Genomic DNA, 14,536 nt, shown 5'->3' on the forward strand with positions numbered 1-14,536 from the left:
ATCAGCTACGGGCAACATAGCGGCATAACTTCAAGGGTAACTCTGGCCTGCATGAGCATAAATCGTATTCCTGTCCACTTTAGTGACCGTCGTCGACGCGCCATCGATCAGTTCGTGCGCCGCATCGTCACGGCCTGCGGTGTGGGAATTTTACTGCTGATGCTGCTGCTGTTCTTCTGGCTGATCTGGGTGGTGATGCCGCTGTTCAGCGCGCCGGGCATGCAGCCGACGCTCAGTCAGCAGCTGTGGGACAAAGCCCCGGCGCTGGCGCTGGGCAGCGAAGGCCAGCTCGGCTGGCGCATCAGCCGCAACGAAGCGCGCTTTATTCCGCTCGACGGTCAGCCAGCGGGCGACGCGCTGGCGCTGAACGGCCAGCCGCAGGCGGCGGTGACCAGCAGCGACGGCAGCAGCGTATTGCTCAATATGCAGGGCGATCTGTTGCTGATGCAACCGCTCATCCACCGCCAGCACGGTGAATGGTATTTCCCGCTGGGCGATCGGCCGCTGCATCTGCCGCAGGGCGCGGTCAGCCAGATGGCGCTGGCGGTGCCGGGCGATCACCAGTGGCGCATCGCCGCACAAACGCCGGCCGGTATCAGCCTGCTGACCTTTGCCGGCCAGAAACGCGTCGACCAGATTGTATTGCCCGGTGAGCAGGCCGACCTGATGCGGTTGTCGCCGGACGGCACGCTGCTGTACACCAGTACCGGACGGCTGTTGCGGGTGTGGCAGATTACGCCGCAGGGCGCGCAGCTGCGGGAAACCCAGACGCTGACTCAGCAACCGCGCAGCCTGCAACTGCTGGCGGGCGGGCGCAGCTTACTGATTCAGGATGCGCGTGGCATTCAGCAGTGGTTTGCCATCACCGGCGACCACGGGCCACGGCTGCAGCAGATTCACACCTTCACGCACAGCGCGGGTGTGCTCGGCATCGTGCCTGAGGCGCAGCGGCGCGTTTTTGCCAGCTTTGACGCGCAGGGCGTGGTGCGCCTGTTCGCCAGCAAGCAGGCGGGCCCGATTGTCACGCGCCAGCTGGCCGCGGGTATCAGTGCACTGGCGTTGTCTCCGCGCGGCGATAGCCTGATCGTCGAACGTGCCGGACAGTGGCAGCAATTCGCGCTGGATAATCCGTGGCCCGATTTCAGCTGGCGCAATCTGTGGCAGAAAATCTGGTATGAAAACTATCCGCAGCCGGACTGGGTATGGCAGTCCACCGCCGCCGGCGACAGCTATCAGGCCAAATTCAGCCTGATGCCGCTGGTGATCGGCACGCTGAAAGCAGCGTCGCTGGCGCTGCTGTTTGCTACGCCGCTGGCGCTGGCGGCGGCGATGTATACCGCATGGTTTATGTCGCCGGGCCTGCGCCGCTGGGTCAAGCCGGGCATTGAAATGATGGGCGCGCTGCCGAGCGTGGTGATTGGCCTGATCGCTGGCGTGTGGCTGGCGCCGCACATCAGCCGCGCGCTGCCTGGCGTGATGCTGCTGCCGCTGGTGCTGGCCGCCACGCTGCTGGTGTGCGGCGTGCTAAGTCCGCGTTTGCCGGCGCGCTGGCGGCGGCCCGGTTTTGAAGTGCTGCTGCTGATGCCGCTGCTGTTACTGGTGACGTTACTGACGCTGTGGCTGCCGACACTGTGGTGGCCGCAGATGGGCGAACAGCTGGCGCACTATGAGCAGCGTAACCTGCTGGTGGCGGCGCTGGCGATGGGCTTCGCGCTGGTGCCGCTGATCTTTACCCTGGCGGAAGATGCGTTGTTTAGCGTGCCGGTGGCGCTGGGGCAGGGCTCGCTGGCGCTGGGCGCGACACCGTGGCAAACCCTGACGCGCGTGGTGCTGCCGGGCGCGTCGGCAGGCATTTTTGCTGCGCTGATGATCGGCTTTGGCCGTGCGGTGGGGGAAACCATGATTGTGCTGATGGCCACCGGCAACACCCCGGTGAGCGAAGGCGGACTGTTTGCCGGGCTGCGCGCGCTGTCGGCCAATATCGCCATTGAAATGCCGGAAGCCGCGGCGGGTAGCGCCCATTACCGCATCCTGTTTCTCAGTGCGTTGCTGCTGCTGATATTCACGCTGGCGATCAACACCGTGGCGGAACTGATTCGTCAGCGGCTGCGCCAGCGCTACAGTCAGCATGAGGGGCAGGCATGAGCGCGCTGCGTCAAAACGATCGCTGGCGCTGGCTGACTGCCGGTGCGGTCGCCGTCTGCCTGCTGGCATTTACCTTATTAATCGGCCTGCTGGGCTGGCAGGGCGTCAGGGCGTTCTGGCCGCAGCCGGTCGATCAGTATCAGTTCCAGCCGCCGCAGGGGGCACCGCTGATGGTGCTGGGTGAAACGCTGGATCGCCAGCAGCAGGGCGATCGCTGGCGCTATGTAGTGAAAACCGGCAACCGCGATTTTGCCGCGCCGGATTTCCGCGTCATCGTCAGTCAGGGCGAAGCGCAAACCCGACGCCCGGCAGAGGCGCTGGTGCTACAGCGACGCAGTGGCGGCAATGCCTACGGCTGGCTGGTGGAGCTGCGTGAAGACAACGAGGTGCTGACCGCGCGCGACCGCGATGCACTGCTGCAGCAGCGGCTGAAGCAGGTGCATGAGCAGCTGCGCCAGGCGAGCAACATCCGGCGTATCGAGATGGCGCGCCTTAACGCGCAGCTGGAGAGTCTGCAACAGCAGGCTGACGAGCAGCGGCGCGGTGGTCACTTCAGCCTGCAGGATCAGTCAGAACTGGATGCCAACAGCGCGGCGCTGCATAAACGCTTCGGCGCGCTGGCGCAGCAGCTGGCGCATCTGCAGCATGAAAGCCAGCGCGATACGCTGGTGCTGCGCGACGTGCAGGGCGACGATCATCTGATTCCGCTGGCGCAGGTGGTGGCCGCCTGGTATCCAAACAGCCTGAGCCTCGGGCAGAAAATCGGGCATTTCCTCAGTCAGATCTGGCAGTTTGTCAGTGACTCGCCCACCTCGGGCGGCAGTGAAAATGGCGCGCTGCCGGCGATTTTCGGCACTGTTTTGATGGTGCTGCTGATGTCAGTGATTGTCATGCCGCTGGGCGTGGTGGCCGCCGTCTGGCTGCACGAATACGCCGGGCGCAACGCACTCACCCGGCTGGTGCGCATTGCGGTGGTGAATCTGGCTGGCGTGCCGTCGATTGTGTATGGCGTGTTTGGCCTCGGCTTTTTTGTCTGGCTGATTGGCGGCACCCTCGATCAGCTGTTCTTCTCCCGCTCGCTGCCCAATCCTACCTTCGGCACTCCCGGCCTGCTGTGGGCGGCGCTGACGCTGGCGCTGCTGACGCTGCCGGTAGTGATTGTCGCCACCGAAGAGGGGCTGTCGCGTATTCCGGACAATCTGCGTCAGGGCTCGCTGGCGCTGGGCGCAACCCAGGCGGAAACCCTGTGGCGCGTGGTGCTGCCGCTGGCGGTACCGGCAATGCTCACCGGCCTGATTCTGGCGGTGGCGCGCGCCGCCGGCGAAACCGCACCGCTGATGCTGGTGGGCGTGGTCAAAATGGTGCCTGAGCTGCCGGTCGATGCGGTGTTTCCTTACCTGCATCTTGACCGTAAATTTATGCATCTCGGTTTTCAGATTTACGATCTGGCCTTCCAGAGCCCGAACATCGACGCCGACCGACCGCTGGTGTATGCCACGGCACTGCTGCTGGTGGCGATCATTCTGTCGCTTAACCTGCTGGCGATGGTGCTGCGCCATCGGCTGCGCGAGCGCTACCGGTTAATGACGCACTAAAAAGGTTTACACATGACGCCCGATTACGCTATTGCGCTAACCGTTAATCAGCTGTCGCTGTGGTACGGCGAACGCCAGGCGCTGAATAACATTGATTTGCAGATCCCGAAGCACCGCATCACGGCGCTGATTGGTCCCTCCGGCTGCGGTAAATCGACGCTGCTGCGCTGCTTCAATCGCATGAACGACGTCATTGATGGCTGCCGCATCGAAGGCGAGATTCTGCTCGATAGCCACGCGGTGATGCAGGCGAACCAGGACCTGCCGGCGCTGCGGCGGCGCATCGGCATGGTGTTCCAGCGCCCGAATCCGTTCCCCAAGTCGATCTATGAGAATGTGGTTTACGGTCTGCGCTTGCAGGGCGTGCGCGATCGTCGCGTGCTGAATGAGGCCTGTGAGCGTGCGCTGCGGGCGGCGGCGCTGTGGGGCGAAGTGAAAGATCAGCTGGGGCAGAATGCGCTGACGCTGTCGAGCGGTCAGCAGCAGCGTCTGGTGATTGCGCGCGCCATCGCCATCGAGCCGGAAGTGCTGCTGCTGGATGAACCCACCTCGGCGCTGGATCCGATCTCGACGCTGGTGATTGAAGAGTTGATGACCACGCTGAAGCAGCATTTCACGCTAGTGCTGGTGACGCACAACATGCAGCAGGCCGCGCGCGTATCCGATTACACCGCGTTTATGCATAACGGGCAGCTGGTGGAGTTTGACGAAACCGACCGGATTTTCACCGCACCGCAGGCGCGGCGTACCGAGGATTATATTACCGGCCGGTTTGGGTAAGTATTGTTAGGTTAGCGCGAAGAATCGCGCCGCTACGAAATGTGCAATAAATCAGGCAGTAATAAAACCCGGCACAGCCCCGTAGCGGCGCAATTTATTGCGCAATTCCTGCAAGCGCACGGCGCCAAGGTCAATCAATCGTGCGCATAACCTTCCGGCGGCAGCGGTTCGCCATCTAACCACGCTTTTCCCGCGCGCATCTGCAAGCGTCCTTCGACAAACCAGCTGATCACCAGCGGATAAATCGCGTGCTCCTGATGCTGCACGCGGGCGCTGATCTCAGCTTCGTCATCGTCAGCAAATACCGGCACGCGCGCCTGCAGAATGATCGGTCCACCGTCCAGCTCGTCAGTCACAAAATGCACCGACGTACCGTGTTCCGCGTCCCCGTTCGCCAGCGCCTGGCGATGCGTATGCAAACCGGGATATTTCGGCAGCAGCGACGGATGAATATTCAGCAGACGATCGTGATAGTGCGCGACAAACGCCGGGCTCAGAATGCGCATATAACCGGCCAGCACCACCAGATCCGGCGCATAAGCGTCGATCTGCTGCATCAGCTGGCGGTCAAAGGCGTCGCGATCGGCGAAATCCTGCGCGGACAGCGCGTGAGCAGGCACGCTGGCCTGCTGCGCCCGCGTCAGACCATAGGCCGAGGCTTTATTACTGAAAACGGCAGCCACGCTGCCGTTGATACGCCCGCTCTCGCAGGCGTCGAGGATGGACTGAAGATTGCTGCCGTTGCCGGAGATCAGTACAACCAGTTTCTTCATGGGTTAATAACCACACGCTCTTCGGCATCAGACGCGTTAATCACGCCAATTTTCCACGCCTGCTCGCCAGCCGCGGTCATCAGCTGTACCGCTTTGTCGGCATCGGCCGGGCTCAGCGCAATCACCATGCCCACGCCGCAGTTAAAGGTGCGGTACATCTCGTGACGGCTGACGTTACCGGCCTGCTGCAGCCAGCTGAATACCGCCGGCCACTGCCAGCTTTTCTCGTCAATCACCGCCTGGGTGTTATCCGGCAGGACGCGCGGAATGTTTTCCCAGAAGCCGCCGCCGGTCAGGTGAGCAATGGCATGCACGTCCACCTGCTCAATCAGGCTGAGGATATTTTTCACGTAGATGCGGGTCGGGGCCAGCAGGTGATCGGCCAGCGGTTTGCCTTCCAGCTGTTTGGTGGTGGGATCGGTCTGGCTGACTTCAAGAATTTTACGCACCAGCGAATAGCCGTTAGAGTGCGGACCGCTGGAGCCCAGCGCGATCAGCACGTCGCCATCCTGCACTTTGCTGCCGTCAATGATCCCGGACTTTTCCACCACGCCGACGCAGAAACCGGCCACGTCGTAATCTTCGCCGTGATACATGCCCGGCATCTCAGCGGTTTCACCGCCGACCAGCGCACAGCCCGACTGCAGACAGCCTTCGGCGATACCGGTGATCACCGCGGAGGCGGTATCCACATCCAGCTTGCCGGTGGCGTAATAGTCGAGGAAGAACAGCGGCTCAGCGCCCTGTACCACCAGATCGTTCACGCACATCGCGACCAGATCGATGCCGATACTGTCGTGGCGTTTGAGATCCATCGCCAGACGCAGCTTGGTGCCGACGCCATCAGTTCCGGAGACCAGCACCGGCTCGCGGTATTTCTGCGGCAGCGCACACAGCGCGCCAAAGCCACCCAGTCCACCCATCACTTCCGGGCGGCGGGTTTTCTTTACTACGCCTTTAATACGGTCAACCAGATCGTTACCAGCATCAATATCAACACCGGCGTCTTTGTAGCTGAGAGAGGTTTTGTCGGTCACTGCGGAATCCCCACGCGATTGCGGTTGGTGGCAAAAATTAAGCGCGGCAATTCTACCAGCGCAGGCAAACGTTTGCGAGTCCCATCTCAGGGCACCTTTGCAGCGTGCTGATTTTTCGCTAATCCTTATTCTCAGGCGATTTGTGCACGTTACCTGACCAATCACCGGTGGCGCGGCGGTAAAAAGGCGGTATAATCCGGCGATTTTTTTTTAGCTCAACTCAATTCCGGGAGAATAATCATGAAGATCGTGGAAGTCAGACACCCGCTGGTCAAACATAAACTGGGCCTGATGCGTGAGCATGATATCAGCACCAAGCGCTTCCGCGAGCTGGCCTCGGAAGTGGGCAGCTTACTGACCTATGAAGCCACCGCCGATCTCGAAACCGAGCGCGTGACCATTGAAGGCTGGAACGGTCCGGTCGACGTCGATCAAATCAAAGGCAAAAAAATTACCGTCGTCCCGATTCTGCGTGCTGGCCTTGGCATGATGGAAGGTGTGCTGGAACACGTACCGAGCGCGCGCATCAGCGTGGTGGGCGTTTACCGTGACGAAGAGACGCTGGAGCCGGTGCCTTACTTCCAGAAGCTGGTGTCAAACATCGAAGAGCGTATGGCGCTGGTGGTTGACCCGATGCTGGCGACCGGCGGCTCGATGATCGCCACCATCGATCTGCTGAAGAAAGCCGGCTGCAACAGCATTAAAGTGCTGGTGCTGGTGGCCGCGCCGGAAGGCATTGCCGCGCTGGAGAAAGCGCATCCGGACGTTGAGCTGTACACCGCGTCAATCGATCAGGGCCTGAACGAGAAGGGGTACATTATCCCGGGCCTCGGCGACGCCGGCGACAAGATTTTCGGAACCAAATAAATAAACCAGCCGGCCAGAGAGTCGGCTTTTTTTTGGCAAAAATAGCGTTCAGTCAGACACCGTATCGACAGGATGCACATTTTGTAGCGGCGCGATTTATCGCGCTGATGCCGGGCAAGCTATGGTGCCCATCCGGACAAGGCGCAATGAATTGCGCCACTACGATAAGGTGCGGTGTTGACGAACGAGCATAAAAATAAACGTATAGGGGATAAATGATGACTCGCAGAGCCATTGGCGTTAGTGAACGCCCGCCACTGTTGCAAACCATTCCGCTCAGCCTGCAGCACCTGTTCGCCATGTTCGGCGCCACCGTGCTGGTGCCGATTCTGTTCCACATCAACCCGGCGACCGTGTTGCTGTTCAACGGCGTCGGCACGCTGCTGTATCTATTTATCTGTAAAGGCAAAATCCCGGCCTATCTTGGCTCCAGCTTTGCCTTTATCTCGCCGGTGTTGCTGCTGCTGCCGCTCGGTTATGAAGTGGCGCTCGGCGGCTTTATCCTGTGCGGCGCGCTGTTCTGCATTGTGGCGCTGATTGTGAAGAAGGCCGGCACCGGCTGGCTTGATGTCATGTTCCCACCGGCGGCGATGGGGGCCATCGTGGCGGTTATCGGTCTCGAACTGGCTGGCGTGGCGGCGAATATGGCCGGGCTGCTGCCCGCTGACGGCACCACAGCGGACAGTAAAACCATCATTATTTCGCTGGTGACGCTGGCGGTGACGGTGTTTGGCTCGGTGCTGTTCCGGGGTTTCTTCGCCATTATCCCAATCCTGATTGGCGTGCTGGTCGGCTACGCGCTGTCGTCGGCAATGGGTATCGTTGACTGGAGCGCAGTGGAAAACGCGCCGTGGTTTGCGCTGCCGACCTTCTACACGCCGCGCTTTGAGTGGGCCGCGATGCTGACCATCCTGCCCGCAGCGCTGGTGGTGATTGCCGAGCACGTGGGCCATTTAGTGGTGACGGCTAACATCGTGAAAAAGGATCTGATTCGCGATCCGGGTCTGCATCGCTCGATGTTCGCCAACGGCCTGTCGACCATGATCTCCGGCTTCTTTGGTTCCACGCCGAATACCACCTACGGTGAAAACATTGGCGTCATGGCGATCACCCGCGTTTACAGCACCTGGGTGATCGGCGGTGCGGCGATCTTCGCCATTCTGCTCTCCTGCGTCGGTAAACTGGCAGCCGCCATCCAGGCGATCCCGGTGCCGGTGATGGGCGGGGTGTCGCTGCTGCTGTATGGCGTGATCGGCGCTTCCGGTATTCGCGTGCTGATTGAATCCAAAGTCGACTACAACAAAGCGCAGAATTTGATCCTCACCTCGGTGATCCTGATCATTGGCGTCAGCGGCGCGAAAGTGCACGTGGGCGCCGCCGAGCTGAAGGGCATGGCACTGGCCACCATCGTCGGCGTTGGCCTGGCGCTGATTTTCCGCGTAATCAGTCTGTTACGTCCGGAAGAAGTGGTGCTGGACGCGGAAGAAAAACGCGAGCTCTAAAGGATCCTGCGGGCAGGGAAGCCCGGTTCATCTCTGCGGAGGATCGTGATAAACTTGCCCGGTTTTCTGCCCGCTCATCCGTTGAGGTACTTCTGAACACGCCGGCACAGCTTTCACTGCCACTCTATCTACCCGATGATGAAACCTTCGCCAGTTTCTGGCCGGGGGAAAATCCGTCACTGCTGGCGGCGCTGCAGGGCGCGCTGGCGCAACAGCACGGCAGCTATCTTTACTTCTGGTCGCGCGAAGGCGGTGGCCGCAGCCATTTGCTGCACGCAGCCTGCGCCGAAATGTCCGCGCGCGGCGAAGCGGTGGGTTATGTGCCGCTCGATAAGCGCACCTGGTTCGTGCCGGAAGTGCTGGAAGGCATGGAGAATCTGGCGCTGGTGTGCATTGATAATATTGAGTGCATCGCCGGCGAAGCCGAGTGGGAGATGGCGATCTTCGATCTCTACAACCGCATTCTGGAAACCGGCAAAACCCGCCTGCTGATCACCGGTGATCGTCCCCCGCGTCAGCTCAATCTGGGCCTGCCGGATCTGGCGTCACGTCTCGACTGGGGACAAATTTACCGCTTACAGCCGCTGTCCGACGAGGACAAACTGCAGGCAATGCAGCTGCGTGCCGGCCTGCGCGGCTTTGAGTTGCCGGAAGACGTTGGGCGTTTCCTGCTGAAACGCCTCGACCGCGAAATGCGCACGCTGTTTGACACGCTTGATCGTCTCGATCGCGCCTCGATCAGCGCACAGCGCAAGCTGACCATTCCCTTCGTGAAAGAGGCGCTGGGGCTTTAGAGAATCTCCAGCACCGCTTCCGGCGGACGACCAATGCGGGCGCGGTCGCCCTGAATCACAATCGGCCGCTCGATCAGTTTTGGATGCTCCGCCATCGCCTGTAACAGCTGTTTTTCGCTGAGATCGTTACTGGCCAACCCCAGCGTTTTATAGATTTCCTCGCCGCGGCGCATCAGCTCGCGCGCGCTGTGCATGCCCAGCTGTTGCAGCAGCGTTTTTAGCGTATCGATGTCCGGCGGCGTGTCGAGATACAGCACCACCTGCGGTTCAATGCCCTGTTGCTGCAGTAGCGCGAGGGTTTCGCGGCTCTTGCTGCAGCGCGGATTGTGATAAATACGGACCATGTTTTTTATCCTGCGTAATCCATTGTTGCCGGGTGCGCATGAATGCGCACCCTACGAATAACTGCTGGTGCGCATCAATATGCACCCTACGAATAACCATTGGTGCGCACCGAAATCCTGCCGGTCATCCACCCGCGTAACCGGCTATTTACCCTTTTGCATACTGCTTAAAACGCCGCTGTAATTCGCGGAACTGGTCGATGCGCGCATCGTAACGCGCCTGCTTCAGGCTGCCGAGCGGCACCTGGGCACTGGCGCTGCTCAGGGTGGTGATGGCCTGATCGAGCTGGCCGTTCAGCGCCAGACTCTCAGCCCGTGCCGAAAGCTCCTCATCGCGCAGCCCCTGCGCGGCTGAAGCCTGCGCCAGTAAATCCCATGCGTTGAGATCGTCAGGGTGCGCAAAGGTGTAGCGGTTCAGGATGCGGCTGGCGTTGACCGGCTGCTTCGCCTCGACGTAGGCGTTCGCCAGGTTAAGCTGCAGCACCGGACTGGTCTGGCTGCCGCGGGCGGCGTTCAGCATGCTGATGGCCTGCTGCGGCTGGTTCAGACCGATGTCGATATCGGTCATGATATCAAGGAACCACAGGTTATCCGGCTGCTTCGCCAGCAGCGGCGCGATGATCTTTTTCGCGTTGGCAAAATCTTTCGCCTGCAGGAACTGCACCGCTTTGCCGTACTGCGCCGCCTGCTGTTCCCGCGTGTTGCCTTTGGCGTACTCATTCAGCAAATCGTCAGTCAGCTGATTGCGGCCGGTGGCGTACATACCCAGCGCGCGCACCTTCGCCATATAGAAATCCTGCGACGACTGCACCACTACCGGGCGCATCTGGTTGGCGCGGTTACGCGCGTCGGCCAGGCGGCTATCAGGCAGCGGGTGCGTCAGCAGAATTTCCGGTGGTTTTGACGAGAAGCGGCTTTGATCGGCCAGCTTTTGCAGAAACGCGGGCATCGCCTGCGGATCGAAACCGGCGCGCTGCAGCACCTGAATGCCGATGCGATCTGCTTCCTGTTCATTGCCCTGGGTAAAGCTGATAATCCCCTGCTGCGTACCGGCCAGCGTACCGGTCAGTGCCGCCATCCCGGCCTGCGGGCTGGCCAGCGCCAGCAGGATTGAACCCAGCGCACCGACCCAGGTGAGCGGGGCGCTGCGCTTTTGCTCTTCCATGGCGCGCGCCAGATGGCGCTGCGTCACGTGCGAAATTTCGTGCGCCATCACCGACGCCAGCTGGCTTTCGTTATCGGTATAGCGGAACAGCGACGAGTGCAGCACCACATTGCCGCCAAAGAAGGCGAAAGCGTTGAGCTCGTCATTCTGAATCAGGAAAAAGTGAAACGGCGTGCGCACTGAATGGGCGTGTGCCACCAGCCGCTGACCGAGTTCATTGATGTACTGATTAAGCAGCGGATCGTTGATCAGTGGCGCGCTGGCGCGCAGCTGGCGCACGTAGAAGTCGCCAATCTGCAGCTCCTGATTAATGGAAAGCGTGGAGCCTGCCGTGGTGCCCATGTCGGGCAAATTGTCGCTCAGATCGGCGCGGACACCGACCGCAGGCGTGAGCAGCAGCGCAGGAATAAGGGCCGCCAGCACTGATTTTTTCAACCGGTTAAACATGCCTTGATCCTGTAAAAGTCTCCTGCCATTGGACAGGAAAGTCATGCCAATGTTCTGTGGCGGCGTTTCCTTTTCTGCCGCGGCTCTATCTTAACCACAGTGAGGATACAAGCAAATGCCGCCGTCACATTGACGTGATGGCAAAGAATGGCTGACTGACGCGAAATTTGTAGCAAAAAATTGAATAGCGAAAAGGCAAAAGAAAAAGGCGCAGCGCCCTGATGAAATTAAAGTTACGTAAAGTTGCTCAAAATAATTGAATCTGGCATGGTTTTTTCCAGGTTTACTCTGAAAAACACGCCTGAAAACCCACGGTTGGCCCGCTTTATCCATCAGTGATTTTTATCGTGCTGCTCTGGCCGTGCATCACCAGCCCAGAAATGAATGGTCAGGTTTTGCTCACTGGTCAACTGGCGGCGCGCGATGACAGTATTAACCCGCACGATGAGGCGCTGTCATCTGCCATGCATCCCTCTGCCTGGTGACTGCCGGTATTTCCGGCCAGCTATTTTTCAACTCGTCCGCACGGCTCAATCAACAGCCTTATTCAATCAGCTGGCGCGATGATTTCTGCTGGCAGCCAAACGCCGGACAGCCCGCCAGTACAGGCGTTTTGCCCGCCGCGCGCTGTGGTATAGATAAAGCACTTTTTCAAACGGACTGTGAATTAACGCGCAGTGCATGCCGGAGAGTTTCTATGCGTTCTGTTGTTTCCTATGCTCTGATTGCCATCGTGGGTGGGATGGTTGGTGCCGCCGTAATCAAAAGCGATGACCTGTATCAGCGTATCGCGGGCCATTTTTCCGCTGAACCTGCCGATCCGGACGGGTTCTGGAGCACGCCGGCGGTCGCGGGCTACGGCAAAATTCATTATGAAGCCGACGCCGCGTTTAAACCGGCGGTGGGGCTGAGCAACAAAGTGGTGTTCCAGCTGACCCGCAATGAAGGCGATATCAAACGGCCTAACCTCGGGCTGGAGCGTGTGGCGCGCGTGGTCAATCTGTACATCGCCGCTGGCGTACCGGCCGAACAGCTGCAGTTTGTGGTGTCGATGACCGGCGATGCCACGCCCGCCACGCTGGATAACACGCATTTTAAGCAGTTTTACGGCGTCGATAACCCTAACCTCGCGCTGATTGGCGCGCTGAACAAGCTGGGCGTCAAAGTCTCGGTGTGCGATCAGTCGGTGGCGTTCCATCACTATCCGCGCGACTGGATCGACCGGTCGGTGATTCATGCATTGTCCAGCCCGACCACGGTGTCGACGCTGGAAAATCAGGGCTATGCCTTTTTACAGATGTAATCGCGTCTTTGGTTAAGGAGAAGTGTCATGCGTCCAGCATCCTATATTGTTATCGCCGCGCTGGCGGGCTTTGTCGGCGGAAATGTGCTGCAGCTGCCGGAACTGGTGGATAAAGTCAGCGGCAAATTCGCTGACCAGAAAACCGAACCGGCGGATTTCTGGAGCACGCCGGCGATTGCCGGTTACGGTAAAATTCACTTTGTTAACACGCCGGATTACAACCCGGCCAACACGCCCGGGCTGAGCAATAAGATTGTGTTTCAGATCAACCGCAGCGAAGGGGATATCCATCAGCCGAACCTCGGCCTTGAGCGCGTGGCACGCGTCACCAACCTCTATTACGCGGCCGGCGTACCGCTGAATCAGCTCAACTTTGTGGTGTCGATCAACAGCGATGCGGTGCCGGCCGCGCTCAATAACGATCAGTTCCGTAAAGCGTACGGCAGCGATAACCCTAACCTGAAGTTGATTGATGAGCTGAAGAAAGCCGGGGTGAAAGTGACCATTTGCGACCAGTCGGTGGCCTTCCATCAGCTGGAGCGCGACTGGATTGACACCCGCGTCACCCATACGCTCTCCAGCGGCACCACTGTCGCGTCGCTGCAAAATGAAGGGTACGCCTTCCTGATGCTGTAATCCTGCCGACAGCAGTGCAGGCTGCTGTCATTTTTTCGTCATCCCTTCGCGATGTCACTGTCACAGTTCGCCGTTAGTTTAGGCGCCAATGAGATCGATCTCATCGGCACTTAACGAGGCGAACATGTCCGACTTACTCACGGTGGCAAAGCTGGCAGGCGTTTCACGCGCCACGGCCGCGCGCGCCTTTTCCGATCCCCATCTGCTGCGGCGCGACACGCTGGAGAGAGTGCTGGCGGCGTCGGAGCAGCTCGGCTTTCGTCCTAACCACATCGCGCGCCAGCTACGCACGCAGCACTCTACCACCTTCGGCGTGCTGCTGCCCTCGCTGCTTAACCCGATCTTCTCCTGCCAGTTACAGGCGATGGAGCGCCAGGCGCGCGACGCCGGCTATGGCCTGCTGGTGGCCACCAGCGATTACCAGCCCGAGCGCGAAGCTGCCATCGTTGAACATATGCTGCGCCAGCGCGTGGCGGGTCTGGTCCTGACGGTGGCCGATGCGGATAACTGCGCGGTGCTCAGCACGCTGCAGGCGGCTGGCCTGCCGTTTGTGCTGGCGCATAACGTGCCGCAGCACAGCCACTGGCCGGCGGTGTGCGTGGATAACCGCCAGGCAATGCGCGAAGCCACCGCACAGCTGCTGGCGCTCGGCCATCGCCACATTGCCATGGTCGCCGGACCGATACTGCAGTCAGACCGTGCACGCCTGCGCTATCAGGGCTATTGCGACGCCATGCAGCACGCGGGCCTGACGGCGCTGCCGGTGATTGAGATGGCCAGCCACACCCAATCCGACTTTACGCTGCTGGCCCCGATGCTCGGCGGTGCCACCCCGCTCAGCGCCGTGATCTGCACCAACGACCTGCTGGCCATTAGCCTGATTGGCGCGGCGGCGCGCGCGGGCGTGCCTGTGCCACAGCAGCTGGCGGTGATGGGCTTTGACGGGATTGCGATGGGGGCACAAATGGCCCCGTCGCTGGCCAGCGTAGCGCAGCCCGCCGAACGGCTCGGCGCCTGCGCTATCGATATGTTGTTGCATAACGTCAGCCGCGGCACCCGCGTGCTGCCACATCAGTTGCGGAGCGGTGAAAGTGTTGCTGCCCCCGCGTTTATTGCCACCACCAGGGAACCTCATGATGTTGCATAAA

At 60.3% G+C, this 14,536-nt stretch carries 13 protein-coding genes; 9 read left to right on the forward strand and 4 right to left on the reverse strand.

Going from position 1 to position 14,536, the window contains the following annotated elements:
- Nucleotides 1–51: 51 nt before the first annotated feature.
- Genes AC6I79_RS05435 through pstB form a run of 3 tightly spaced genes read left to right on the forward strand, consistent with a single transcriptional unit; the run spans nt 52 to nt 4,520 of the window.
- Complete coding sequence (locus AC6I79_RS05435) at nt 52–2,145, forward strand: ABC transporter permease subunit (RefSeq protein ID WP_498027610.1); 2,094 nt, start codon at nt 52–54, stop codon at nt 2,143–2,145.
- Complete coding sequence (gene pstA, locus AC6I79_RS05440; RefSeq protein WP_059011377.1) at nt 2,142–3,740, forward strand: phosphate ABC transporter permease PstA; 1,599 nt, start codon at nt 2,142–2,144, stop codon at nt 3,738–3,740. The genes AC6I79_RS05435 and pstA overlap by 4 nt, the downstream gene beginning before the upstream one ends.
- Nucleotides 3,741–3,752: 12 nt before the next feature.
- Nucleotides 3,753–4,520 (forward strand): phosphate ABC transporter ATP-binding protein PstB, encoded by a 768-nt coding sequence (gene pstB / locus AC6I79_RS05445; RefSeq protein WP_021506586.1) that lies wholly within the window; start codon nt 3,753–3,755, stop codon nt 4,518–4,520.
- Between the two features lie 134 nt (nt 4,521–4,654).
- Here pstB and purN read toward each other — a convergent pair whose 3' ends face one another.
- The gene (purN, locus tag AC6I79_RS05450) at nt 4,655–5,293 is read right to left on the reverse strand and encodes a phosphoribosylglycinamide formyltransferase (RefSeq protein WP_021506587.1); all 639 of its coding nucleotides are present in this window, start codon (nt 5,291–5,293) and stop codon (nt 4,655–4,657) included.
- Nucleotides 5,290–6,330: a phosphoribosylformylglycinamidine cyclo-ligase gene (purM, locus tag AC6I79_RS05455; protein ID WP_275028242.1), complete on the reverse strand. Its 1,041-nt coding sequence runs from the start codon at nt 6,328–6,330 to the stop codon at nt 5,290–5,292. The genes purN and purM overlap by 4 nt, the downstream gene beginning before the upstream one ends.
- A gap of 240 nt (nt 6,331–6,570) precedes the next feature.
- Here purM and upp point away from each other — a divergent pair, with 240 nt between their 5' ends.
- The 3 genes from upp (at nt 6,571) to hda (ending at nt 9,493) form a co-directional block, all read left to right on the forward strand.
- A complete protein-coding gene (gene upp / locus AC6I79_RS05460) occupies nt 6,571–7,197 on the forward strand; it encodes a uracil phosphoribosyltransferase (protein ID WP_010617600.1) in 627 nt (208 codons plus the stop codon).
- Between the two features lie 218 nt (nt 7,198–7,415).
- Nucleotides 7,416–8,699, forward strand: a complete 1,284-nt coding sequence (gene uraA, locus AC6I79_RS05465) for a uracil permease (protein WP_031279414.1) — start codon at nt 7,416–7,418, stop codon at nt 8,697–8,699.
- A 92-nt stretch (nt 8,700–8,791) separates the two neighbouring features.
- The gene (gene hda, locus AC6I79_RS05470) at nt 8,792–9,493 is read left to right on the forward strand and encodes a DnaA inactivator Hda (RefSeq protein WP_031279417.1); all 702 of its coding nucleotides are present in this window, start codon (nt 8,792–8,794) and stop codon (nt 9,491–9,493) included.
- Here the strand turns inward: hda and arsC are convergent.
- Nucleotides 9,490–9,837, reverse strand: coding sequence for an arsenate reductase (glutaredoxin) (gene arsC, locus AC6I79_RS05475; RefSeq protein WP_278708716.1), 348 nt, complete (start codon nt 9,835–9,837; stop codon nt 9,490–9,492). The two genes, hda and arsC, sit on opposite strands and share 4 nt — an antisense overlap.
- 148 nt (nt 9,838–9,985) lie before the next feature.
- Entirely contained in the window at nt 9,986–11,449 is a 1,464-nt protein-coding gene (gene bepA / locus AC6I79_RS05480) for a beta-barrel assembly-enhancing protease (protein WP_498027611.1), read from the reverse strand.
- Nucleotides 11,450–12,146: 697 nt separating this feature from the next.
- Here bepA and AC6I79_RS05485 point away from each other — a divergent pair.
- The 3 genes from AC6I79_RS05485 (at nt 12,147) to AC6I79_RS05495 (ending at nt 14,535) form a co-directional block, all read left to right on the forward strand.
- Entirely contained in the window at nt 12,147–12,752 is a 606-nt protein-coding gene (locus AC6I79_RS05485; protein ID WP_058770833.1) for a DsrE family protein, read from the forward strand.
- Between the two features lie 27 nt (nt 12,753–12,779).
- Complete coding sequence (locus AC6I79_RS05490) at nt 12,780–13,388, forward strand: DsrE family protein (protein ID WP_021506594.1); 609 nt, start codon at nt 12,780–12,782, stop codon at nt 13,386–13,388.
- Nucleotides 13,389–13,512: 124 nt separating this feature from the next.
- Nucleotides 13,513–14,535: a substrate-binding domain-containing protein gene (locus tag AC6I79_RS05495; protein ID WP_498027612.1), complete on the forward strand. Its 1,023-nt coding sequence runs from the start codon at nt 13,513–13,515 to the stop codon at nt 14,533–14,535.
- The last annotated feature ends 1 nt before the right edge of the window (nt 14,536 follow it).

The organism is gamma proteobacterium symbiont of Scutellera amethystina, from assembly GCF_059730845.1.